We start from the raw sequence: 22427 nt of genomic DNA, 5'->3' as shown, positions 1-22427 counted from the left end.
CCAGCAGCGTCTTATTGCCCTCGATCGTCCAGGTCACCCCGCCCACATCGAGGCCGCCGGTGCGCGTTTCCAGCAGGCTCTCTTCTCGCCGCGTCAGCACGCCTTCGGCGAAAACCAAGTCGATGTTGCCGATCGTGATGACGTCGCCATCGCGTAACAACGCCGATTCGACGCGCACGCCGTTGACGAAAGTGCCGTTGATGCTGCGGTTGTCGCGGATCTCGGTGCCGCTGGGCGTCGGGATCAGCGTTGCGTGGTGACGCGACGCCAGCACCTCGGGAATGACGACGTCGTTGTCGTCGGCGCGGCCGATTCTGATCGAGCCGGGCGGCAACTCGCCGGCAGCCTTGCCGGGCCGCAGGATCTTCATCATCGACGTCGCGATATTGCCCGTCTCACCGCTGGGACGCGCGACCAGCGGAGGCGGCGGAACTGCCGTCGGCGGGCGGTAGATCTGTGGTGCCGGTTGGGGACCGGAGTGCGGGCGCATCGGTTGAACGCCCGTCGGGAATTGCGGCGGCGGCGCCGACGGCGGAAGATGCTGCGGCCCGCTGGGCGGCTGGCCCGGCATCCGCGTGGTCGGCGGCGGCTGTTGCGGCTGGCCGGGCCGGTGCGTCCCGGTTTGCGGCGGGCCTTGAACGGGCCACGCCGCGCTGGGCATGGGAGGCACCGGCATTGCTGTCGTCGCTGGTGGGCGCCCGACAGAACCTTGCTGGCGGCGGCCGACCCCGAAATCCAGAGCGGGACCGTCGGGGTTGCCGATATTGACGCGCTGGCCGTCCTGGATGTCGACGACCGGGACACGCCGGTTGTCGATGTACAGGCCGTTGAGACTGCCGTTGTCAATCGCTACCCATCGGCCCTGGTCGAAACGCACCAGCAGGTGCACCCGGGAGATTAGCGGGTCCGCGACGCGGACATCGGCCCGCAGATCACGCCCTATTACGACATCGTGGCCTGCGGCGAAGGTGCGCTCAGCTCCGTTGTACCGCACGGTTAACACCGGCGGGGCGGCTGTTTGGGTCATCGGGACCCACTGTAACGGCATCGATGACGCTTGCAGAACAGGACGTCAGTACGTGTTACGTCAGGGGATCGCCGGCCGACCGGCGCGTCGAGCACGGCAAGCCCCCGAGGTCATCGCCGCAGGGTGCGGCCGCCTCGGGTGCTCTGGGGTCTAGCTGCCGCCGGCTCCGCCGTAAGCGGCACGGCACGGCTGTATTGATTGACGCCGCCTTCCACGCACCCGCGCAGCTAATCTGTTGCCTATCCGCGACGCACCGGTTGGTCAGGAAAAGCCGGGAATTGCCAGTTAGCAGCAAGGAGACGTCAATGCTTCCCTGGAAGCGGCCGTCATCCGCGGTCGCGATCGCCGCTCTGGCGTTGACTGCCACCCCTGAAGTGTTCGCCGTGATGGTCCGAGGACTATCCGCCTCCCCCACCACCACCCCGCCCACTACTGCGGCCGCACCTGCGGAGACCACGACGGCGGCGGCCGCACCCGTGGTCGTGATCGGCGCCATCTGTTCCCCGGTCGGCAGCACTGGCATCACCAAGACCGGGGCCACGGCCTACTGTTCGACGCTGCAGGGCACCAACACGACGATCTGGTCACTTACTCCGGGTGCGGTGGCTAGTCCAACGATCACCGCCACGGCCGAGCCGACCGAGACGCCGCTGCCCACCGAGCAAGAATCGCCGATCCGCATCTGCATGCAGCAGACGGGCCAAACCCGCCGTGAATGCCGTGAAGAGATTCGCCGAAGCAACGGCTTGCCGTGATCTCAGCGAACTACACGCAGCCGCTGACGCTGACCCGCCGACCGACATTGACGCACACGGGGACATTCGGCGGTGGTGGGTGGGGATGAAGTGGTAGCCGTGGTGCTGGTAGTGGTTGCCGACGTAGTTGATGTGGTCGCCGCAGGCGGCGCGGCACGCTCGTCATCGGCGAGCCGAAATTCTCGGAGCGCTACGGAAATTGCGATGACCAGCAGTACCGCTAGTACTGAGGCGACGATGACCGCGGGTCGGGTCAGCGACCGCTTGGCCGTTGCTACCGGCACTGTGACCGGTTGGGAGATACGCGTTTCGTCGGCATCGCCGCCGCCGCCCAGCCGATGGCCCAGTGCCCGCGCGAAGTCGATGCACCGCTGGTAGCGATCCTTGGGGTCTTTGGCCAGCGCCTTAGCGAAAACCTGGTCGAGTTCCGCGAAGGCCGGCAGGCTATCGCCGATAGCCGGTGGTGACGCGCTGAGGTGCTGGCTGATGACTACGGCGGGGTTGGAGTGCTGGAACGGCGGGGAGCCCGTCAGCAAGTGAAACGCCGTTGCTGCCAGCGCATATTGATCGGCCCGCCCGTCGAGTTCCCGACCCATCAGTTGTTCCGGAGGTGCATAGGACACGGTGCCCACGGTCATATTCGTCGCAGTCAATCCGCTGGCTTCCCCCACCCAACCAGCGATCCCGAAGTCGGCCAACATGATGCGCCGGTCCGGGGAATCGGGTTTGGAGATCAGTATGTTGGCGGGTTTGACGTCGCGGTGCAAGAGCTTGTGTTCGTGCGCGTAGTCGAGCGCCTCGGCCACGGCGGTGACGATTTCGGTGACCTCGGGTCCGGGCATTCCGTTGGGGTAGCGGTCGCGCAGCAACTGCACCGCATCGACGCCGTCGACGTAGTCCATGTCGATCCACAGCTGGCCGTCGGTTTCGCCCCGGTCGTGTACGGCGACGACATGCGGATGCCACAGCGAGGCCGCCGCGTCGGCTTCGCGGTTAAAACGTTCCCGGTACTCGGTATCGGCAGACACCTCTGGCCGCAGGACCTTGAGTGCGTCCTGCCGGGGCAGTCTCGGATGTCGAGCCAGATAGACCTCGCCCATCCCGCCGGAGCCCAGCTGTCGGACGATGGTGTAGCCGGCGAACGTCGAACCTTCGGCGAGCGGCATGGCGGCATCGTAGCCCGCCATGCTGTAGAGGGTTCGAAGATCACTGATCTGTTGGCCACCGACATGCGGGTACCTGGCTTTCCGTGCCCCCAGCCGTGCGGCATCTGTGACCTCGACTGGCACCGTGCTCTCGATGAGCCAAAGATCAACGGAAATCATCGCTTCCAACAGCGGCAGTACTTCGTCGAGCTGGTCGCTGCCCGGCGTGGACAGCACCGGGTTTCCGGCGACTGTGATCAGTGCCTTGCGCTGCCCTTCACCCGGGGTGTGATTTCTTCAGCCAGGCACGCCGCAGGCCGCGGGAACATCGCGCCACCAGGAGTGTCGAAATGTCCGGTCAGAATGTTGATCACAACGACCAGCCAGCTGGCCAAAGCTGGCAAACGCACAGTCGCACAGTCGCACAGTCAAATTCGGCTATACACGACTGAGCACTCGGCAGCGGCAAGTTCGCGGGCCAACGCGCGGACACGGTCTTCGCCGATTTCCGGTGACCGCGCCGATCCCGTACTTGTCGCTCGCCGGCGCCAGCAACTGCGTGCAGCGCCGAAACGCCGCGGTCCAGCTCGCCTCCGGCGCCCAGCGATACGCCTTTCGGGCAGATGTGGCCGCGGCCCCACATATCGTCGCGGTTGCCGCGAATCCCGCCGACTCGGCTGTTAGCAGAAGGGTGTTGCGTGGCCTAGGCCCAGCCGAGGGCTCGCGGCACCATGTATAGGCCGAAGGCAATCGGTAGCAGACACAAGGTACGCGTGATGTACTTACGGGCTCCGCTCATGCGCCACTGCTGGGGCAGCGCGCGGGCTTCGAGCACCAACAATAGGCCCAGCACGATGGGGAGCAGCAGGGCGTTCATGACTTCAACATCCACGGCGAGGTTGACCAAGTCGACGCTGCCCAACACAAGTGCAGCGCCGATCAGGTGTGCAAGCGCGTAGGTAATGTAAAACTTTGCGGTTTCTCGATTGGGTCGCTGGTTGAGGGTGTGCCGCCAGCCGAACACTTCGGCTAGGCCCCACGCGCCGGCAAGGGAAGCGACGATTGCCGCGACAAGAGCCGCGCCCAGCATGCCCAAACCGAACAGGATAGTGCCGCCGCTTCTGCCCAGATAGGGGGTGAGGGCGCTCGCGATTTGGCCGACGGTTTCTAGGCTCGCCGAGCCCTGGCTGGACCCGATGGTCGCCGCGACGGTTACTACCACCGCGATCATGATCAGCTGGGTCAGCACGGCGCCGGTCGCGGTGTCGTATCGGGCCTGACGGATTGTGGCTGACGCTAGGTGTTTGTCCACCACCGCGCCCTGCTGGTAAAAGATCATCCACGGCATGATCACGGCGCCAACGTTGGCCGCGACCAGCACCAAGTACGACGAGTTGCCCAACGGCATCGATGTCAAGCCCTTCAGCAATTGGTCCAACTGTGGCCGGGCCATCACCATGGCTACCAGAAACGCCAGTTCGGCCGCGCCGATGGCCAAGCCGATGCGTTCGACCCGCCGGTAGCTGCCGGTCAGCGCCAACCCCAGCAACATCACGGTCGCAATGGGGATGCTGATCCAGCGCGACACACCGAACAGTTCGCCGACCCCGGCAACCCCGGCAAACTCGGTCAGCAGCGCACCAATCGCCGACGCGAATAGGGTGAGCGCTGAAAGCCACGCCCAGCCGCGGCCGAACCGCTCTCTGATCAACGCGCCATGACCGCGGCGGGTAACGATGCCCAGCCGCACGGTCATTTCCTGAACCACATACAGGATCGGCATCAGAATCAGTTGGGGCAGCACCATCCGATAGCCCCATTGGGCGCCGGACTGGGCCGCGGTGATCAGCGAACCTGCGTCGGTGTCGGCCAACATCACCACCAGGCCCGGGCCCCACACGGCCAGCAGTGCCCACCGCCGGCGGCTCGACACGGATTCCGGCGACGAGCGCTCCCAAGCATTTTCCGCTGGTTCAGATATCCCGGTCACGGCTCGACTAACCCCTCAATGCGACAGCAGCTTGATGCGCCGTACCGGGATGCCAAAACGCCGACATCGGCCCGCCGGTACTCCCGCGAAACATTGCCAGCCATGGCACATCAACGACAACTTTCGCCCGTGACCCGCGATTTTTCAGCATGAACGACCCCATGCACATCCGCCCGCTGCTCGCCTACGGGTGGCGGCGGTATCGGCGCGAGGACTTCGCGGTTGTTAGCCCAACACTTCGCTCGCGAGGTCATCGCCGATGCATGTTGAGGATGCCGTTGCAGGCGCGCTTGCGCCAGAGCCGTTGCCAGCGACGATCGCTAGGTTGCCACTGGCCAGTCCTCCCGATTGGTCACCCGCCAGGGCAGTGCTGCCGCCCCCGGCGACCACAGCGATGCTGAGCACGCCGGTTCCGCCGGCGAACACTCCGTTGTTTACCTTCGGCTACGACGAGGGAGTTGCCGGAACCGACGACGGTGGAAATGTGGACGATTCTTCGAGCTTGTAAGGCTCTGATTGAATGGCGCACGATGACCGGATAGTTGTTCTCCAGAGACCGGCAGACTTAGCCCTTCCTCTAACGACGCAGGAGCCATGACCGAACCCAGTGCGACCCGTGTGGCGGTGTACTTCGACTTCGACAACATCGTGATCTCGCGCTACGAGCAAGTGCACGGCCGCAACACGTTCCATCGGGACAAGTCGAAAGGCCACGATAAGGAACGGTTGCAGTTGGCGACCGTCGACATCGGCGCCATCATCGATTTTGCTTCCTCCTTCGGCACCCTGGTGCTCACGCGCGCGTACGCGGATTGGTCTGCCGACGTGAATGCCGCTTATCACGGGCAGCTCGTGGGCCGCGCCGTCGACCTTGTCCAACTATTTCCCGCAGCCGCATACGGCAAGAACGGGGCCGACATCCGCCTGGCCGTCGACGCCGTCGAGGACATGTTCCGCCTGCCGGATCTCACCCATGTCGTCATCGTGGGCGGCGACTCGGACTACATTGCTCTGGCACAGCGCTGCAGGCGCCTGGGACGCTATGTCGTGGGCATCGGAGTGGCGGGCGCCAGTAGCCAGTCATTGGCCGCTGCGTGCGACGATTTCGTCACATATGATGCGCTTCCCGGAATACCTAGCATCGCCACGCCGGCGCTCGAGGCCAAGAAACGCGGCCGTCGCACGAGCGCTACCGAATCCGACGATGAGCCGATGCCACCCGACCCGCAGGCCGCTGCCACCGGGCTCCTCGAGCGCGCATTGCGGATCGGCCAGGAAAAAGAAGACGGCGACTGGCTGCACAACTCCGCGGTGAAGGCTCAGATGAAACGGATGGATCCTTCGTTCAGCGAGAAGTCGTTGGGCTTCAAGTCATTTAGCGACTTTCTGCGCTCGCGCAGCGATCTCGTCGATCTCGACGAGAGCAGCACGACGCGTCTGGTTCGCTTGCACAGCGAGGAGGCCGGCGGCGGGGGGCCGGCAGCGGCTCGGGTGTAGACATTGCAGAACTTGAAGGTCCTGCTCACGCGCAACTAGTTTGACAGGTCTATGTGTCTTGTTTCGAGTCGTACCGTCGGGCCTGTTCGCCGCAACTTGGCGCTGGTTGTCATTTGTCTCAGCATCTTCATCGCTGGCATCGATACGACGATCGTCAATGTGGCCCTGCCTACGTTGGCCCGCGATTTGAAGGCCGGTAACGCCGAACTGCAGTGGATCGTCGATGCATATCCCTTGACCGCTGCTGCGTTCTTGCTTGCGGCGGGCAACCTCGGCGACCGCTACGGCAGGCGTGGCTTGCTGTGTTTCGGTCTGGCTCTTTTCGCCACGACTTCCGCCGTTGCAGCCACCACGGCGACACCAGAGGCGCTCATCGCAGTCCGCGCTGCAATGGGACTCGGCGCGGCCAGTGTCTTTCCCACGACATTGGCGTTGATCACCAACATCTTCACCGATCCGGTCAAGCGTGCCAAGGCAATTGGGCTGTGGACGGCGACGGGAAGCATTGGGGTGGCCGTCGGACCGATCGCGGGCGGATGGCTGGTCCAACACTTCCCGGTGGGCTCAATTTTTTTGGTCAACGTACCTATCGCCGCCCTCGCGATCGTCGGGTCAATACTGTTCGTGCCAACTTCGCGCGACGCCGCTAGGCCATCACCTGATGTCGCCGGTCTGCTGTTGTCCGCGATGGGAGTGACCGCGCTTACGTACACGATTATTGAGGCACCTAACGCCGGCTTGGTCAGCCAACGCACCTGGGCAGGCTTCCTCGCAGCAGTCATGGTTCTGGTCGCGTTCGGCTGGTGGGAACTGCGATCCCCACATCCGATGCTCGAACTCTCGATTTTCGCCAACCGTCGGTTCTCCGGAGGCTGCCTCGCCGTATCTGCGGCCTATCTGGCGCTATTTGGTTTTGTTTTTGTGATGACGCAGTACCTGCAATTCCTTGCTGCATTCACCGCTTTGGAAACCGGCTTGCGGTTACTGCCTGTCGCGGTTGGAGTTTTTGCGGCCAGCATTCTTACGCCGGGAGTCGCCGAGCGGATCGGCACCGGTGGGGTGGTTTTCATGGGCCTAATGATTTTCGCCGTCGCGATGGCATGGTCGGGCACATTCCGCGCGGACACGACCTATTGGGCAATCGGGCCAGCGATGGCATTGTTCGGCGCCGGACTTGGGTTTACGGTCGCAGCTGCCACAGAGTCAGTCATGGGCTCGCTAAGCTTGGCGGCCGCGGGGGTTGGAGCAGCGGTGGCCAGCGCGTTGCGCCAGCTGACAGGCAGCCTTGGTGTGGCGATCGTCGGTAGCGTATTCGCGTCGATCTACATGAACAGGCTCGACCACGATGCCTCGCTGCTGGGTTTGGATCCCGCGGTGCGCGGCGCCATGCGACAGTCGATGGCGACAGCCGAGCATGTCATAGGCCAACTACCTGCGACGCAAGTAAGCAATGCCCGCCAGGCGGTCGAGTCGGCGTTCCTCAGCGGTTTGTGGGTGAGCTGCCAGATGTGCGCCGCGATCGCAGTCGCATCCGCGGTCGTAGTTGTCATCGTGTTGCCCAAGCGCGGCGCCGGCCGGGAGGACGACACTACGACACCGGCTTCAGCCGGATGAGCCAGGCAGGCGCATTTTGGCCCGTCGATGCGCAAGCTCTGTATAACATCACGCAAAATAGGGGTGCGGATGTTGGATGCGTCCGCAAATGCAAGGCACAATGTGGAGCGTTAACGAGCTAAGGCCCGGTATTCATGCACCAGCTGAATCGTCAGTCGCGTTCGATAACCGCTCGGTTTCCGCGCAACGTCGCCATCTGCCCCGACGGTAACGGCCGCTGGGCCGCCCAGCGAGGACTGTCAGCGATGCAAGGCCACCTGGCCGGTGGTGATGTTGCGTTCAAGCGCGTTCGCGATGCCTGCGAACTTGGCATCGAACAGCTGGCGCTTTTTGGCTTCTCTACTGAAAATTGGGCGCGCACCTCTGCCGAGGTCGCAGGGCTGATGAACGTTTTTTCCACCTTGTTTGATCGCGGCATCGAGGCGCTGGCACCTCTTGGCATCCGGCTGCGGGTGGTGGGCTCGCGCGATGGCCTGCCGCAGGCGGTGCTTGATGCGATAGGTCGTGCTGAGACTGCCACCGCGCACAACGATCGAATGAGGTTGTTCGTCGCGGTCAACTACGGCGGGCGCCAGGAAATATTGAACGCCGCCCGGCACTATGACGGCGGCGGTTCGGAGGCATTCCGACGGATGCTTTACGCACCTGAGATGTGCGATCCGGACCTCATCATTCGCACTGGAGGTGATCGACGTCTGTCTAACGGATTCCTCTGGCAATCGGCCTACTCCGAGTTGCTGTTCCTCGATGAATTGTGGCCCGACTTTACCCGCGAATGTTTCGAGACGGCGCTCGCGGACTTCGCAAAACGAGTACGCACGCTGGGAACGTCGCATCGCCCACCGAGCGACCCGACGATCGGCGTCGAACGAATCAGCCCATAGCGCTCGCGATCGTTGACCCTGTTTCGCCGCGCATATCGTCTTGCCGGCTGTCAAGACATCCGCGCTGTGACCAGGTCGGCCAGCGCCTGCAATTCCATCGCCCCCCTCTGCTCTGGTTCGGCCGCAGCGAGCACCTCGAGTGCATTAGCGCGATAACGCGCAGCTTGGGCTTCCGCCCAGGCTCGACCGCCAGCTTCTTCAACCAAGTCGGCAGCCTGCCCCAATTCATGCTCACTCAAGACAGCGGTGCGCTGATAAAGTGCTGCTAATTTGCGGCCAGCTGGTGTGCCAGAAGACAACGCTGCGACCACCGGGAGCGATTTCTTCCGGGACTTGAGATCCGAATAGACAGGCTTGCCGGTCACCGACTCGTGTCCCCAGATTCCAAGCACGTCGTCGATCAGCTGAAAGCCAATACCTAAATGACGCCCAAATTTTCGGTATTCTTCGGCGAGCGCAATATCGTCCGCCGCAGAAAGCGCGCCCAGCTGACAAGCAAGACTGAACAACGCGCCCGTCTTATTTTCTGCCATGCGAATGCACTGCGGCAGCGCCACGTCAGCACGGTTTTCAAAAGCCAGGTCGTCTGACTGTCCGGCGCACATTTGCAACAGGGCTGCCCGCAGCGCCTGCCCCGCCGTCCCACTGCTTATCAGGTCGACCGCCAACACAAATAGTGCGTCGCCGGCTAGTAATGCTCTCGGCACGCCGAATGCCGCCCATGCGGTGGGACGGTGCCGTCGGGTGATATCGCCGTCCATGATGTCGTCGTGCAGCAGCGAGAAATTGTGCACCAGCTCCACTGCGGCCGCCGCTGGAACAGCTGGGCGCACCGAACCGCCCACCGCCCTCGCACAGGCGAATGTCAGAGCCGGCCGTACCGCCTTGCCGCCTGCCCGCGGATCCTTGCCGCCATCGATGTCACACCAACCAAAATGGAAACCGGCAACCTCGAGTATTTCAGCTGGAAGCTTTTCCACGACAGCGTGCAGCATCGGTTCCACCAGGAGTCGAGCTTCGTCCAGAATGGATTTCATGCTCGTCGTGAGTGGATGACCAAGAATCGACTGCGCGGCCTCGTTCATCCGCTACCTCCTGCGATCACGCCGTTGTCCGCTCGCTCCCGATAGGCTGGTTTGACGTGGCCGAATGCCGAAATAAATTTACCCGAGGCAAAGCTGAGGCGCAGAGCATTCTTCGAAACGCAAGAAAAATGCCCAGAAACCGCGAACTTCCCGTCGCCGAAGGTGCGGATGCAGCAATCGCCCGGGTGTCGCGGCTTGTGCCTCGACCGCGGGGTTGGAGGACGGCATGAATCGCAATCGCGTTGTCATCGCCGGACTGGGTGACGTAGGCATGCTGACCGCGATCAGGCGCTCCCGGCACTTCGACGTGGTTGGAATCTCGGCCAAACCCGCATTGGTACGTGACCAAGAACTTCGGTCTTGGGCCGGACCTATGACGGCACCCCGTCACCCGCGAGTCTGGGAACGCATCGGCAGGCGATTGGGCGGCCTGGGTGTGGGCCTGCATGCCGGCCACCGCGCCGTGGCTCACAACGGCTTCACCCGCACACCGCCTGGCTGCCGACGGACCTGCTCGATGAGCACGGCTTGGTTCGCGTGACACCGGAACTGAGGGTGCCCGGTCAACCGAAAGTGTTCGTCGTCGGCGACGTCGCAGCCACTGACCCACTTCGTAGTTCGGCCCGTAATCGTGGAGATGTCTTGCTGGCCAACAATATCCACGCGGAATTCACGGGCCGGCCACTGCGTTCCGATCGGGCGCCGGGGCGGCGCTGGGGTTCGCTACTGGGTGTGCAGGCCGAGGGGCTGGAGGTCTTCTTGCCCACCGGCCACTCGGTTCGCTTCCCGTCGTGGTTAGTGCAACAGGTGGTGATGCCGGGGATCGTGCGGTGGGGCATCTATCGCGGGGTGCGGGAAAACCACCCGCTGGTCTAACGCCCGAACGCTATCCCAGTGTGGTGTGCATCAACATGACGTTGTAGGCCGACCATAGCGACAGGTTGAAGTACACGTCTTTGCCGGTAGACCAGGGGTGCATCATCGGCGCGTAGATGCCTCCGGGCAGCTGCCATGACGACACCAGCATCTGCTCCGGACTCCACGGCCCCTGCGGGGCCGGCGCTGTCCTTGCCACCACGTCGTTCATACCGTTGGTGTACATCACCAGGTATTGCTTGAGATAAGTGTTGTACTGAGCCGACATCTCGCCCACCGGGCCCGGGATCACCGGCGTAGCAGCGTCCGGCTTGTTTGGCACCCAGGAATTCGAATCACCGTTCCAGTACTGGTATTTGGCGAGATCCGGCACGAACTGCTGAGGAACTCGGGCAAGATACGCCGAGCCGCCGCGCCCGGACGGGGTGCCGAACGAGTAGAGGTAACCATCACTGGACTTGACGAACGCCCCCATCTGGAAATTCTCGTTACCCGGAACGAATCGGGCTCGTCCACTGTCCGGCCCGGAGGCGCGGATAGTACCGGGGTAGACCCCCCAGTTCTGGCCGTTGTCTTTGGACACCGCGATGCCCGAGTAGTTCGTCGACCATTCTCCGTCGCGGCCCCAGTCCCTGATGGACATGAAGTTTACGTATTGGGTTCTACCGACGGAGACGGCGGCGGTCGGAATGATGCCCGTCTCGTTCGGCGCCCATTTGATGCTGTTGATCAGCTGTTTGGAGAAGCCGGGTTGGCGCACCGGTGAGCCCGAGTATCGGTTGGCAGCGTCTGCGGGCGCCACTTGGATTCCGTCAGCCAGATCACGATCTTGACTGCGAAACAAGGTGTTATAGCGCCACTGGTGTTCGTTGACGGCGCAATAGCCAAAGGTGTCGCCGAAGATCATGAGTGCCTGGCGGTTGGCCGGATCACCGTTGTCCCAGAGGATTCCGAGGTCGGTCCCGGAGATGCCGAACCGATCCAAGGTCTTGTTGGGGCTATCCGGTCCGGTCACCCACTCGGCGAGCGATGTGGTGGCGCCGCCAAGCGCGGCGCCAGGATCAGGTGCCCCTGGCACCGGCGCAGGCGCCGGGGCGGGGACGGGTGCTGCGTTGGGAGCCAGCTGAGCCGCGTTCGGAGGCGCGTTGCCCGGGTTCGGCGGAGCGGGCGGGGTGACCGCCTCTTGATGGCCAGGCGTCGCCGACTGCTGCTGTAGCGGCGCCGAATATCGGGTGCCCGGCCGGAGCAACGTCGACAGCGGCCCCAGCCTGGGTAGCGGTGCGCGCTCGTTAGCACCGCGTGGCCGGGGCCCTCTGGGGATGGGGCCCAGCGTCGTGCCCCCAGGGTTGGTCACAACGGCGTTCGGTGGCGGTGGGGCGTTGGCGGCATCGCCACTGCAAGGCACGGCCACGGCTGTCGGCGCCAGGCCGACCGCGCTAATGAATCCGACTGCGGCCGCCGACGCCACCGTTAACGACGCGACTCGATGGAACGTCGACATGTCACAACCTTCCGGTAGCAAGAACGCGCGATTGACGTCTGCAGGTGGCTGATGTGACGATAGTGATTCATGGGGCTTTTGTGATCAGTGATCCTTGATAGGTATGCCTCCGTGACCGTGTCGCAACCCAGTTGAACCGTCGCAACTCACCTGTTCGAATACGCGATGGGAAGCGCCGCGCCCTTGGGCTCCAACTGCCAGCCGCTCACCAACCTCACGGCCAGCGCCGACACCGCAGCCAACCACGCCTCTGACAGCGCGACAATCACCATTTCCGCGCCGCCAGTGCCGACGCGCAGCCGACGACAGCCGGGTATAAGACCAATTCGCTGCAATTAGCCCGAAACAACATACGGAGTCGTGAATACTGATTTGTTAACCCGCTGTAGACGGAGCCCGGACCGAACCGCTGACCAGTTCATCCACAAACCTTCTTGGCAACGGAAACTATAGCTGGGCGAACCATTATAGGAGCACTCTATATATCGCTTCTTCGGCCTTGAGCTCACGATCGCTCGTTAACGATGGCGGCCCAACTTCGAGCACTGCACGTACCGCTCCACCAAGGTAGTCGCGAACCATAGGTGTGGCATATCGTCTGCCCCGCGAGGCAACCCACCTCGGGAGATCCAGCACGCAGGCCGCCATCAAATCGATCGAGTCAGCATCTGTACGATGCCACAGGTCGAGCGATAGCCGCAAGAGAATACTGTCGAACTCATTGTCCAGTACACGCAGTTGGTCTGCGATTGCGGGCGGCATTGGCTGACTTAATGCCTCCGCGCGATCCATGGTAAACAACACTGCCGCCGATTGCGGATATTGTTCAGCATAGGTAATCGAGGCCTGTGCCGCGGCCAGAATCGCATCCAACGGGTTACCCGCCTCATCGACAAGACTTGTCAACAGCGTCAAGAACCGGCGTTCAGCGCGAATCCACATTCGGCCAACTAGGCCCCCGCGCGATCCGAACGTTCGGTAGATCGAACCGTTGGAGAATCCACTGGCTCGTGTGACTGCGCGAATCGTCAGCGCGTCGACCCCTCCCTGAACAATAAGTGACTCGACAGAGTCGATGACGAGGTCGGGATCGCTGCCGAGAGGGCTCACCCCCTGACTACTACTTTTGCGCACGTTGTGGGCGCTCTCGGGCCTGGTCGCGACGAAGCGTTTGATCTCCGCATCCGCCTCGACCGGCGTCGTCGTAGCCGATCCGTCGCAGATTTTGTGCAAAATTGATTGCGTCACGGGCAATACCTTGCCCTGGCGATTGCAGCACATCATTGTTAAGCGATTAAATTGCCTGGTCACCGCAATTAGGCGCGACCAGTGGCGTCTTTGGCCGCCGATCTGGCTCCGTGTAGGGCTGGGTTGGCGGTCAGCACCCTGACAGTTATCAAAGATCCACGGCCGCTACGCGTCCCGCGTGCTGGACATGCGACTGCAGCATTGAACGGGCCCGCGCGAACACTGCGGTGCTGCTGGGCGGCGCACTGACCGCCTGAAGTCCGGCCGGGCCCAATCGGTCCGCAACAATCTCCACCTGGGAAGGGGTCAACGGCGTCGGTTTTGCTGCGGTAATCAGCGCAGAGTGCAGGAGGGCGGCGTCGGCATAGCTATCGATCCGAAACATCAACCGCGTGACATGGCGTATGGCGACCCACTGCTCGGTCACATCACCGAACCGATCCCAATGATCGAGAACGGCGATCAACATTTGGGCCGCCTCGTGGGGATCGCCGTGTGCGGCTCGTGCCGCCGCTGCACCCATCAGCGCGGTTCCGTACACCCAGAAATTCTGGACGTCCGCGGCCAGCCGCGCCGCATCGTCGAACAAAGCCAGCGATCGCTCTGGTTCGGACCTTCGCAGCAGATAGCCTAGGGCGAAGTAGGCCAACGCCCGCGCTGTTGGGTTGTCCGCCGTGTCCGCCACCTCAACGGCCTCCTGCGCCGCTGCTAGGGCGGAATCAAGGTTTGCCAGAAGACCTTGGCAAATCGCGAACAGATAAAGCGTCCAGGCCAGCCGAATGGGGTCTGCGTCGCGACGAGCGCGCTCTGCCTCGGCCTCCCAGTATGACCGGGCTCCGCGCAAGTCACCCTCAAAAAGCGCGATATCAGCGAGCACGTCTGAGGGATAGACGACGCGCGCCGTTCCGCGGCAGGGGCGCCGTCCTTGTGCCAGGGCCACCAGAGATTTCGCATGCGCAAAGTCGGAGTGATTCCACGCTACCCGAGCGGCCGCCCCGACTACGGCCGGGTAGAGGGGATGATCGGGATCGGCGACGGCGATGACTTGCTCGGCCAGATCGGCCTCCTCGTACCCTATGCGCCAGCCTAAGAACTCCGGCGTGGCGGCGCCTAGTCGCAGCGCCAGGTCGGTGGCGTTCTCCGCCATCGCATGGTCGAACGCCGCGCGCAGGTTGTCGTAGTCGGGCAGCGCACGATCGACCCAGTCGCGTTCCTCGGGACTTTGCATCCCAGCCCCGGCGCGCTCGGCCAGCTCTGCGTAGTAACGGGCATGTCGCATTGCGCACTGCTTCGCAATTCCGCTGCGCTGCAATTGTTCTCGCCCGAACGCGCGCAGCGTTTCTAGCACGGAATAGCGGGTCCGGTCAGTGACGTGGCGCACCACCACCATGGACTTGTCGACCAGACCGGACAGCAACCTGAGCGTGTCGTATTCGCCGGCGGCGGCTGGGCTGCAAACTCGGTGAGCGGCTTCGAGGTCGAAGGTGCCAGCGAACACTGAGAGCCGAGCGAAGAACGACTGCTCAGTCTCCGTGAGCAGCTGGTAGGACCACGCGATCGTTGCGGCCAAACTCTGTTGGCGGGGATGGACTCCATACCGTCGGCCGTCCAAGAGTCGTAGGTCATCCAAGCGGCGCGCCACATCAAGGGCGCTCATCATCCGGATGCGTGCTGCCGCCAGCTCCACCCCGAGAGGCAGGCAGTCGACGCGGGAACAGATCTCAGCGACGACGCCGGCCGGTTGGTCATCAAGGTTGAAATCTGGCCGGCTGGCCCTTGCTCGATCGGCGAACAACCGGATGGCGTCTGCTCGCGGCAGTGGCGGCACGACGACAATTTGCTCACCATCGATGCCAAGAGGTTGCCGACTAGTCGCCAGGACTGACACTCGCGGGCAGCTTCGAACAAGCCGCGCCACCAATCTCGCAGCCCCCTCCAGCACGTGTTCGCAGTTGTCAATCATCACCAGGATCTCGTGCGGCCGCAGGTACTCGATCACCGATTCCTCCAGATCGAGGCCCTGTTGTCGCCATACTCGTCCGGCGGCTGCGACGACCTGGGATACGGCGTTGCCGTGGTCTAGCGGACCGAGTTCGCATACCCATACGCCCTCACTGAAACGCTGTTGCTCGCGCCGCGCGACCTCAAGGGCCAGCCGAGTCTTGCCCACGCCGCCCACTCCGGTGACGGTTACCAACGGACCACGATGCAGCGCGGCCACAACCTGTCGTAGCTCCCGTTCCTGGCCAATAAAGCTGGTTGCCCGCCGCAACAGCCCTGACTGTGGTCGATCGACGGTAACCTGATGCGCGACCACGCGATTCATCTGCGTCGTCGCCGTCTTGGCTACGTGCGGCTCGTGCTCACCGGCGAGAATCTGCTGATGCACCTGGCGCAGCGCCGGGCCGGGATCAATGCCCAGTTCCTCAATGAGTCGCTCCCGGATGTGGCGATAGGTCTCCAACGCTTCGTGCTGGCGGCCACTACGGTATTGGGCCAGCATCAACTGCCCGGCTAAGCGTTCATTGAGTGGGTTGGCAATCTGCGCCGCGGATATCTTGTCCAGTAGAGCGTCATGTCGGCCGACTCCGAGTACGGCATCGTTGCGGTCCAGTTCTACCGAGAATCGCTCCGCCTGCAGCGCGGCACGAACGTTGTTAATCCATGGCGTGTCAAGCAATACGAAAGGTTCACCGGACCAGATCGCCAGTGCTTGCTCGAACAAGCTTGCGGCCTCCTCCGGATCAGTGGCACCTCGGGCCTGCGCGACCACAGCACGGAAGCGGTGCAGGTCCACCGATGCCGGCTCGGCAGTGAGGATATAGCCACCCAGATCACTCGAAATCGTCACGTCGCTGACGTCCGCGAGCAAATTCCGCAGCCGACATACGTAAACCGCCAACGTATTTCGGGCCCGATGCGGCGGACTGTACGCCCACACTCGGTCGATCAATTGGTCACCCCGTACCGGGTGGTTCAGATCCATCAGCAGTGCGGCGAGAACGCAGCGCTGGCGGGCCGGACCAATGTCCAGTTTCCGCCCGTCGACTAGGACTCGAACGCCGCCGAATAACCGGAACTCGACCGCCAACCGGTGCACACCCTCTCTGCAACGTAGCAAGTACAGCGTGTCGTGTACCGCTTAGCATACGACGCCCAAGCAATCTTGGCGGCTGCCGTGATCGACTTCAGCGTCACTGCTCAGACAGGAGTCGACGCTCCACCGCGAGGGCGGCAGAGAGGCCAGAGGATGCGCTCTGCACTAGCACCGCTCTCCGGTCACCGGCCCCTGCTACACCCATGGCAGCGTGGGCGCACCTCGATGTCGCCGACGAGCTTACTGGTGATGTCACGACTCGAAACACACACCCTGGGACGCCTTCTGACCCAGAACACCTGCGCTGCAAACCCCGGAGCGACTCACCAACTACGGAGCAAGCGTTCCGGGGATGCGACCGCCGTGCGCGGAGCGAGGGACCAGACGCGCTGCCGCGCGCTAAGACGAAAGCGGGTATCAAACACGCACGGGGACGGCATATTCCTCGATCCGCTCGCCCTCGACGTGGTCATCTTGTCCATCGGCCGGCATGGAGCGGGCGTTCCTACAAATGCGGTAATGCCGTTTGCGGAGCTAGTTTTGGAGCTGGAGCGCTCTAGGTTATCGCTCCGAAATTCGCATGTTGGTCATTTTCTTGCTCCACATCCGAATTAGCTTGGCATTAACTGGATTTTGACATGCGGATCTTTGTAGAGTGCGAGACTCCAACAGCGCCAACAGGTTTAGTGCCACAGGCGAATCACTCTTGCTCAAACAACGAAGGAGTCTCGATGCCGATTTTTCCCGTACCCAACTCCAAGATTTCGCTGCTGAACACTTCGCACTCGGCAAGCAAAGACGTCGGCGGCGTCGCGGAGATGTCGCCAAGCGCTCTCGCGGCTGATGGGCAGACAAAGCGCATCGTCCGCCGCGAATGCGTGCGATCAGCAGCTCTTGAGCTTTCACAGCTATCGGCACTAGTGGATGAGTTCTATTACATCTACCGCGAAACCACGCATGGCTGTACGCGTGACGAATTCGCATCGGTGGTGTTCGGTGCTGGTGACGCTCGCTTCGTGTTGTTCTACGGAGAGGGTAACGAGTTCGCCGGCTTCTGCTACACCGCCTTCGAGGACATCGAATATCAGGCCAGATCCTATGCGTTGATACACGCGGGGGTGTTTTTCCGACGGGGCTATCACGGCGGAACGCGCAGCGGGTTCTTCGGCCTACGCCAGGCACTGCGGTTCAAGCTCCTGCACCCACGTACCCCGCTGGCCTACCTCACTCGCTGCTCATCCCCGGCGGTCTACCGGCTGCTCGCGACAGTGCCACGTATTTACCCCGGTCGTAGGCACCAGACGCCCATCCACGTCGCAGCGCTGGCGCGTGCGGCAAGCGCCCAAAGGAATTACGTACCAGTCGGAAACAATCCGTGGGTAGTGTGGTCAGCCGCAGTACCGTGTGACGCATCGCCGCTACGGCGACTTGAAGACGACCCTGACGTAAGGTTTTATTGCGAACTCGCCGGAGGGTACGCCGAGGGCGAATCATTGCTGGTCTGGTTACCTCTCGACCTGTCGAACATAACTGGCGGATTCTTACGCCTGTTGAGACGACGTAGGTCCGCACGATGAGAACCGTTCCTAAACACTGAGCGAAATGGAGTTTGCTCGGTGGGCGGTTCCGAGCGCCTGACAGGGCGTGCCGGATTCAGGTCTTCAGGCCTGATGACCGCCGGGCGTCGCCCGCTTGGCCGGCGCGCGGCGCAGGCATGGCACTGTGTATGGCGGCCCAAACTGAACGCTCCAAGAAGCTATCGGCGATGAAGAGCATCTCGTCGCCGGCTTCGAGCATGTCATCGGGCTGTGGAACTTTGACTTCGTCGCCTCGCAGGACGGTGACCAACGCGGTGTTGGCGGGTAGGCCCAGCTCGCGAACTCGCGTCCCCACCAGTGGATTGTCTTTTGGCAACGTGAGTTTGGTCAGCGCCGCACGGCCCTCCCGAAGCCCCATGATCCGCACGAGGTGGCCCACGTCGATGGCACCCTCAATACCGGCAACCATGGCACCTGGCGTTGAGACTGTCACGTCGATGCCCCATGCCTGGCCGAACAGCCATTCGTTGTTAAGGTCGTTGATCCTGGCCACCACCCTGGGCACCCCGAACTCAATCTTGGCCAACAGACCTACGACGAGGTTGGCCTTGTCGTCTCCGGTAGCCGCGATCAGAACATCGCAGCTTTCGATGCTCGCCTCCTGCAACGTCGCCAGTTCGCACGCGTCGGCGTGCAGCCAATCCGCGTCAGGCACCGTGTGTGGTTCAAAGTTGTTTCGTTGCCTTTCGATCAACAAGATCTTGTGGCCGCCGTCGAGCAACTCCTGCGCGACCGCGCGGCCGACTTTGCCTGCGCCGGCAATCCCGACCCGCATCTTTCGCATTGCCATCCCGTCATCTTGTCCTATCAGCTGCCCCAGTTCGCGCTGCAGGCCGAGCAGGACTCGGACGCGTACTGATTTACTGGGCTGTGTGCCGAGGCCGCCAGTTGGTGACGCGGCAGCACGGCCGAGATCATTTGGACGGAAGCGACATGAGCCTGCAGCAGCTGTACCTGTCATTGCTGATCGGTGGCATCGTGCTGTTGGCCAGCATTGTGGGCACGCGGTTGGCGCATCGGGTCGGGTTTCCCAGCATGCTGCTTTTCCTGTTGGTCGGCGTGGTTGTCGGCGAGGACGGGCTGGGCCTGAAGTTCGACGATGTGCAACTAGCCAGGAACGTGGGCACGGCAGCGCTGGCCCTGATTCTGGTCGAAGGCGGTTTGACGACGAGTTTCGCCGATATCCGCAAGGTTTTGGCGCCCGCAGCTACCCTGGCTACCGGTGGAGTGCTGATCAGCATGGCGGTGACGGCAGTCGGGGCGCACCTGCTGCTGCGTACCGATTGGCAGGCAGCCTTGCTACTGGGAGCCATCGTGTCCTCCACCGACGCCGCGGCGGTGTTTTCCGTCCTGCGGGTACTCCCGTTGCCGCGCCGTGTTGCTGGGCTGCTCGAAGCTGAATCCGGCTTCAACGATGCGCCGGCGGTGATCTTTGTGCTGATGTTCAGCGCGGTACCCTTCGTCTTCCAGCCCGGCGGCGCGGTCGCCGATTTGCTCTTCGAACTGCTTGCCGGCTCCGCGATCGGGCTGGTGGTCGGCTATCTTGGCGCCTTCGCACTGCGTCGCATCGCGCTGCCCGCCTCGGGCTTGTACCCCATCGCAAACTTTGGTCTGGGGCTGGTCGCCTTCGCTGCCGCTGGTGAGAGCCACGCCAGCGGTTTCATCGCCGCCTACTTAGCGGCGGTGGTCTTGGCCAATTCGGGACTCCCGCACCGGTCGGCGACCCGATCATTCGCCGAGGGAGTCGGCTGGTTGGCGCAAATCGGGTTGTTCGTGCTACTCGGACTGCTAGTGGAGCCGAGCGAAGTCGCGCATGATGTGGTTGCGGCGTTAGTCGTCGGATTGCTCCTACTTCTGATCGCCCGGCCTTTGTCGGTTGTAACTTCGCTCGCCGGTTTCCGTGTGCCGTGGCGCGACCAGATCTTTCTGTCTTGGGCGGGTCTGCGGGGCGCGGTGCCGATCGTGTTGGCAACCTTTCCGATCGTCGCGGGCGTTCCCGACAGTTATCGCCTGCTCAATATCGTGTTCATGCTGGTGGTCGTCTTCACCTTGGTGCAGGGTCCGAGCCTTGGACCGATCGCCCATCGGTTGGGTCTGATATCGCGCGAAGCCACCCGGGAGATCCAGGTGGAAGCGGCTCCCCTCGATGTGCTTGACGCAGAACTGCTGACGATGACCGTGCAACCGCCGTCGCGGCTGCACAATGTCACGGTCCTGGAACTCCGGCTACCCGACCCGGCGGTGATTACCCTGATCATCCGCAACGGCCACACATTTGTGCCCCTGCCCGACACGCGTATCGAGCGCGGCGACGAGCTACTGATCGTCACCACCAGCAAAACCCGGGCCGCGGCCGAGTCGCGACTGCGCGCGGTGAGCCGGCGCGGCAAGCTGGCCTACTGGTTTGGCGAGTTCGGCGAACCCGACTAAGTGGCCAACGGGCACCGTATCGTCTGCCTGGGCGAGCCGAGAGATCGGGAATGGTGTCGTCCAACGGGTCTGTACAGGCCAAAGAACCGGACAATCGTTGCATTCGATATTCTCCGGGGCGAGCGGTAGCAAAGTCACGGTTCCCTTTGATTCTTGGTTGCTGTAGGAATCTCCCGCGATTCGTGTTGTAAGTCTATTGGGCCGGCGTTGATTGCGGGTGGGTTGGCTGCGGACGGGGATCTCGGTATTGGTGTTGTGTTCGCGGATCTGGTTGTGGGTGAGGGCGGCGCGGTGATCGAGGTGGCCGCGCAAGCTGTGTATCGGGTTGGTGCGACCTAGTCAAGCCCGCTTCGGCCGCGACATGAATCCGCAAGCACGGCGTTAACATAGCCAGGCAGTTCTCGGCAATGTGCACAGTCAACGAGTATCGGTCCGCTAGCAGGCAAGGCGCCGCGGCTGATCGGAGTCTTGCCCCGGGAATATGCGGAGTGCCATCCATAGGCGCTGAACGAGCCAGGTGACCGGAGTCAACGCCGGGATATCGCCGAGCAGGTTACCGATCCGTACACCGTGGGAGTCGATCGTGGCCGGTAACAGTACGCTGGTAGCTGGCATACCACCAGCACGCGATGGCTGCGGGCCGCTGCGGATGAGTAGGACTACGTTTCTCATCAGCGGCTGCGGTCCCTACAGCTTGAGCACACGGCCCGCGATGAGTAGATGTACCTCATCGCAGACGGTTGCCACGCGTTGGTTGATCGTGCCCAGCAAATCCCGAAATAGCACGCCCGAGCGATGGGCGGGAACTACACCCAAGCCGACCTCATTCGTCACTACGATCGCATCGGCCAGTCGGGTTAACGCCCCACACAACCGGTCGAGTTGCTCGTCGACTGCGACGTACACGTCAACAGCCGCTGTGTCCCACAAGGCCTCACGGTCCAGGAGAGCGGTCAGCCACGTGCCCAGGCAGTCTACGAGGACAGGACGTCGTGTGCGGGACAAAGCCGTTGCGACGTCGGCGGTTTCCATCGTCAGCCAGGTCGGTGGGCGACGAGAACGGTGCAGCGCGACCCGGGAATCCCAGTCGGGATCGCTGCCATCGGCGGGACGGCCGGGAGTGATGTAGACAGCGTCTAAGGCATCGGCCAACAGTGCCTCAGCGTGCGTGGACTTTCCCGAGCGGACGCCGCCAGTGACCAGTATCCGCATCGCGTCATCGTAAGCAGAGCGGTAGTGCCTATTCGACGCCCCAGGTAACTGGCAACATTGGCGTGCGGCTGTCGCTAAAGGCATCGGCGGGTAGCGGGCTCAATCCTGTGGCCCGGCCGACTCGGACTTCTGCAGGGTGAACTGGTTGACATCGATATAGCCCTCCCGGAACAGCTTGGCGCATCCGGTCAGGTACTTCATGTAGCGCTCGTAAACCTCTTCAGACTGGATCTCGATGGCCTGGTCCTTATTGCCCGCTAACGCCTCCGCCCACAGATCGAGGGTCCGCGCGTAATGCAGTTGCAGCGACTGGCGTCGCGTCAAGGTAAAGCCCGCCTTCGTTGACTGCTCATCGACCATTTCGATGGTCGGCGGATGGCCGCCGGGAAAAATCTCGGTTTGAATGAATCGCAGGAAGCGGGCCAGCCACATAGTAAGCGGCAAGCCGTTATCGACCATTTGTTGTCT

The 22427-nt window shown here is 62.8% G+C and carries 14 protein-coding genes and 6 pseudogenes; 8 read left to right on the top strand and 12 right to left on the bottom strand.

Annotated elements, in window-relative coordinates:
- Nucleotides 1-1048: FHA domain-containing protein (locus F0Q45_RS14695; RefSeq protein WP_149654634.1), on the bottom strand; the 1048-nt coding region annotated here is incomplete at its 3' end.
- A 389-nt stretch (nt 1049-1437) separates the two neighbouring features.
- On the opposite strand from F0Q45_RS14695, the pseudogene F0Q45_RS14690 reads away from it, so the two are divergent.
- A pseudogene (locus F0Q45_RS14690) lies at nt 1438-1782 on the top strand (serine/threonine protein kinase); the annotation flags it as partial.
- 71 nt (nt 1783-1853) lie between these two features.
- On the opposite strand, the pseudogene F0Q45_RS14685 reads toward F0Q45_RS14690, so the two are convergent.
- The 3 genes and pseudogenes from F0Q45_RS14685 to F0Q45_RS14675 form a co-directional block, all read right to left on the bottom strand.
- Nucleotides 1854-2948 (bottom strand): annotated as a pseudogene (locus F0Q45_RS14685) (serine/threonine-protein kinase); the annotation flags it as partial.
- A gap of 108 nt (nt 2949-3056) precedes the next feature.
- Nucleotides 3057-3433, bottom strand: a pseudogene (locus tag F0Q45_RS14680) (molybdopterin-dependent oxidoreductase); the annotation flags it as partial.
- A 197-nt stretch (nt 3434-3630) separates the two neighbouring features.
- A complete protein-coding gene (locus tag F0Q45_RS14675; RefSeq protein WP_149654637.1) occupies nt 3631-4908 on the bottom strand; it encodes an NRAMP family divalent metal transporter in 1278 nt (425 codons plus the stop codon).
- A 268-nt stretch (nt 4909-5176) separates the two neighbouring features.
- On the opposite strand from F0Q45_RS14675, the gene F0Q45_RS27760 reads away from it, so the two are divergent.
- The 4 genes from F0Q45_RS27760 (at nt 5177) to uppS (ending at nt 8912) form a co-directional block, all read left to right on the top strand.
- Nucleotides 5177-5425, top strand: coding sequence for a hypothetical protein (locus F0Q45_RS27760; protein WP_188112951.1), 249 nt, complete (start codon nt 5177-5179; stop codon nt 5423-5425).
- Nucleotides 5426-5511: 86 nt separating this feature from the next.
- The gene (locus F0Q45_RS14665) at nt 5512-6414 is read left to right on the top strand and encodes an NYN domain-containing protein (protein WP_149654633.1); all 903 of its coding nucleotides are present in this window, start codon (nt 5512-5514) and stop codon (nt 6412-6414) included.
- Nucleotides 6415-6465: 51 nt separating this feature from the next.
- Nucleotides 6466-8028 (top strand): MFS transporter, encoded by a 1563-nt coding sequence (locus F0Q45_RS14660; protein WP_149654632.1) that lies wholly within the window; start codon nt 6466-6468, stop codon nt 8026-8028.
- A 134-nt stretch (nt 8029-8162) separates the two neighbouring features.
- Nucleotides 8163-8912 (top strand): polyprenyl diphosphate synthase, encoded by a 750-nt coding sequence (gene uppS, locus F0Q45_RS14655; protein WP_262491012.1) that lies wholly within the window; start codon nt 8163-8165, stop codon nt 8910-8912.
- Between the two features lie 50 nt (nt 8913-8962).
- Here uppS and F0Q45_RS14650 read toward each other — a convergent pair whose 3' ends face one another.
- Nucleotides 8963-9997 (bottom strand): polyprenyl synthetase family protein, encoded by a 1035-nt coding sequence (locus F0Q45_RS14650; protein WP_188112950.1) that lies wholly within the window; start codon nt 9995-9997, stop codon nt 8963-8965.
- 388 nt (nt 9998-10385) lie between these two features.
- Here F0Q45_RS14650 and F0Q45_RS14645 point away from each other — a divergent pair.
- Nucleotides 10386-10873: pseudogene (locus F0Q45_RS14645) on the top strand (pyridine nucleotide-disulfide oxidoreductase); the annotation flags it as partial.
- Between the two features lie 10 nt (nt 10874-10883).
- Here the strand turns inward: F0Q45_RS14645 and F0Q45_RS14640 are convergent.
- The 3 genes and pseudogenes from F0Q45_RS14640 to F0Q45_RS14630 all read right to left on the bottom strand — a co-directional run bounded on the left by F0Q45_RS14640 (nt 10884) and on the right by F0Q45_RS14630 (nt 16713).
- Nucleotides 10884-12534 (bottom strand): annotated as a pseudogene (locus F0Q45_RS14640) (DUF4185 domain-containing protein).
- Between the two features lie 305 nt (nt 12535-12839).
- Nucleotides 12840-13622: a TetR/AcrR family transcriptional regulator gene (locus F0Q45_RS14635; RefSeq protein WP_188112949.1), complete on the bottom strand. Its 783-nt coding sequence runs from the start codon at nt 13620-13622 to the stop codon at nt 12840-12842.
- A 148-nt stretch (nt 13623-13770) separates the two neighbouring features.
- Nucleotides 13771-16713, bottom strand: coding sequence for a BTAD domain-containing putative transcriptional regulator (locus F0Q45_RS14630; RefSeq protein ID WP_149654629.1), 2943 nt, complete (start codon nt 16711-16713; stop codon nt 13771-13773).
- A 737-nt stretch (nt 16714-17450) separates the two neighbouring features.
- On the opposite strand from F0Q45_RS14630, the gene F0Q45_RS14625 reads away from it, so the two are divergent.
- A complete protein-coding gene (locus F0Q45_RS14625; RefSeq protein ID WP_149654628.1) occupies nt 17451-18296 on the top strand; it encodes a hypothetical protein in 846 nt (281 codons plus the stop codon).
- Nucleotides 18297-18372: 76 nt separating this feature from the next.
- Here the strand turns inward: F0Q45_RS14625 and F0Q45_RS14620 are convergent, their stop codons facing one another.
- Nucleotides 18373-19092: a potassium channel family protein gene (locus tag F0Q45_RS14620; protein ID WP_188112952.1), complete on the bottom strand. Its 720-nt coding sequence runs from the start codon at nt 19090-19092 to the stop codon at nt 18373-18375.
- Between the two features lie 158 nt (nt 19093-19250).
- Here F0Q45_RS14620 and F0Q45_RS14615 point away from each other — a divergent pair, with 158 nt between their 5' ends.
- A complete protein-coding gene (locus F0Q45_RS14615) occupies nt 19251-20747 on the top strand; it encodes a potassium/proton antiporter (protein WP_149654626.1) in 1497 nt (498 codons plus the stop codon).
- Nucleotides 20748-21182: 435 nt separating this feature from the next.
- On the opposite strand, the gene F0Q45_RS14610 is transcribed toward F0Q45_RS14615, so the two are convergent.
- The 3 genes and pseudogenes from F0Q45_RS14610 to mmaA2 all read right to left on the bottom strand — a co-directional run.
- Nucleotides 21183-21419 carry a hypothetical protein gene (locus F0Q45_RS14610; RefSeq protein WP_149654625.1) on the bottom strand — a complete coding sequence of 79 codons (237 nt, stop codon included), beginning with the start codon at nt 21417-21419 and terminating at the stop codon, nt 21183-21185.
- Nucleotides 21420-21434: 15 nt separating this feature from the next.
- A complete protein-coding gene (locus tag F0Q45_RS14605) occupies nt 21435-21959 on the bottom strand; it encodes a bifunctional adenosylcobinamide kinase/adenosylcobinamide-phosphate guanylyltransferase (RefSeq protein WP_149654624.1) in 525 nt (174 codons plus the stop codon).
- Between the two features lie 99 nt (nt 21960-22058).
- Nucleotides 22059-22427, bottom strand: a pseudogene (mmaA2, locus tag F0Q45_RS14600) (cyclopropane mycolic acid synthase MmaA2); the annotation flags it as partial.

The organism is Mycobacterium simiae (assembly GCF_008370645.1).
GTDB lineage: Bacteria > Actinomycetota > Actinomycetes > Mycobacteriales > Mycobacteriaceae > Mycobacterium > Mycobacterium simiae_A.
Note: the sequence above shows the minus strand (reverse complement) of the source record. Positions and strands in the feature narration are given on the sequence as shown.

Coding starts and splice junctions, on each gene's coding strand:
- F0Q45_RS27760 (WP_188112951.1), top strand. CDS start 5,177: ATGCATGTTGAGGATGCCGTTGCAGGCGCGCTTGCGCCAGAGCCGTTG.
- F0Q45_RS14665 (WP_149654633.1), top strand. CDS start 5,512: ATGACCGAACCCAGTGCGACCCGTGTGGCGGTGTACTTCGACTTCGAC.
- F0Q45_RS14660 (WP_149654632.1), top strand. CDS start 6,466: ATGTGTCTTGTTTCGAGTCGTACCGTCGGGCCTGTTCGCCGCAACTTG.
- uppS (WP_262491012.1), top strand. CDS start 8,163: ATGCACCAGCTGAATCGTCAGTCGCGTTCGATAACCGCTCGGTTTCCG.
- F0Q45_RS14650 (WP_188112950.1), bottom strand. CDS start 9,997: ATGAACGAGGCCGCGCAGTCGATTCTTGGTCATCCACTCACGACGAGC.
- F0Q45_RS14625 (WP_149654628.1), top strand. CDS start 17,451: ATGCCGATTTTTCCCGTACCCAACTCCAAGATTTCGCTGCTGAACACT.
- F0Q45_RS14620 (WP_188112952.1), bottom strand. CDS start 19,092: ATGCGGGTCGGGATTGCCGGCGCAGGCAAAGTCGGCCGCGCGGTCGCG.
- F0Q45_RS14615 (WP_149654626.1), top strand. CDS start 19,251: ATGAGCCTGCAGCAGCTGTACCTGTCATTGCTGATCGGTGGCATCGTG.
- F0Q45_RS14610 (WP_149654625.1), bottom strand. CDS start 21,419: ATGAGAAACGTAGTCCTACTCATCCGCAGCGGCCCGCAGCCATCGCGT.
- F0Q45_RS14605 (WP_149654624.1), bottom strand. CDS start 21,959: ATGCGGATACTGGTCACTGGCGGCGTCCGCTCGGGAAAGTCCACGCAC.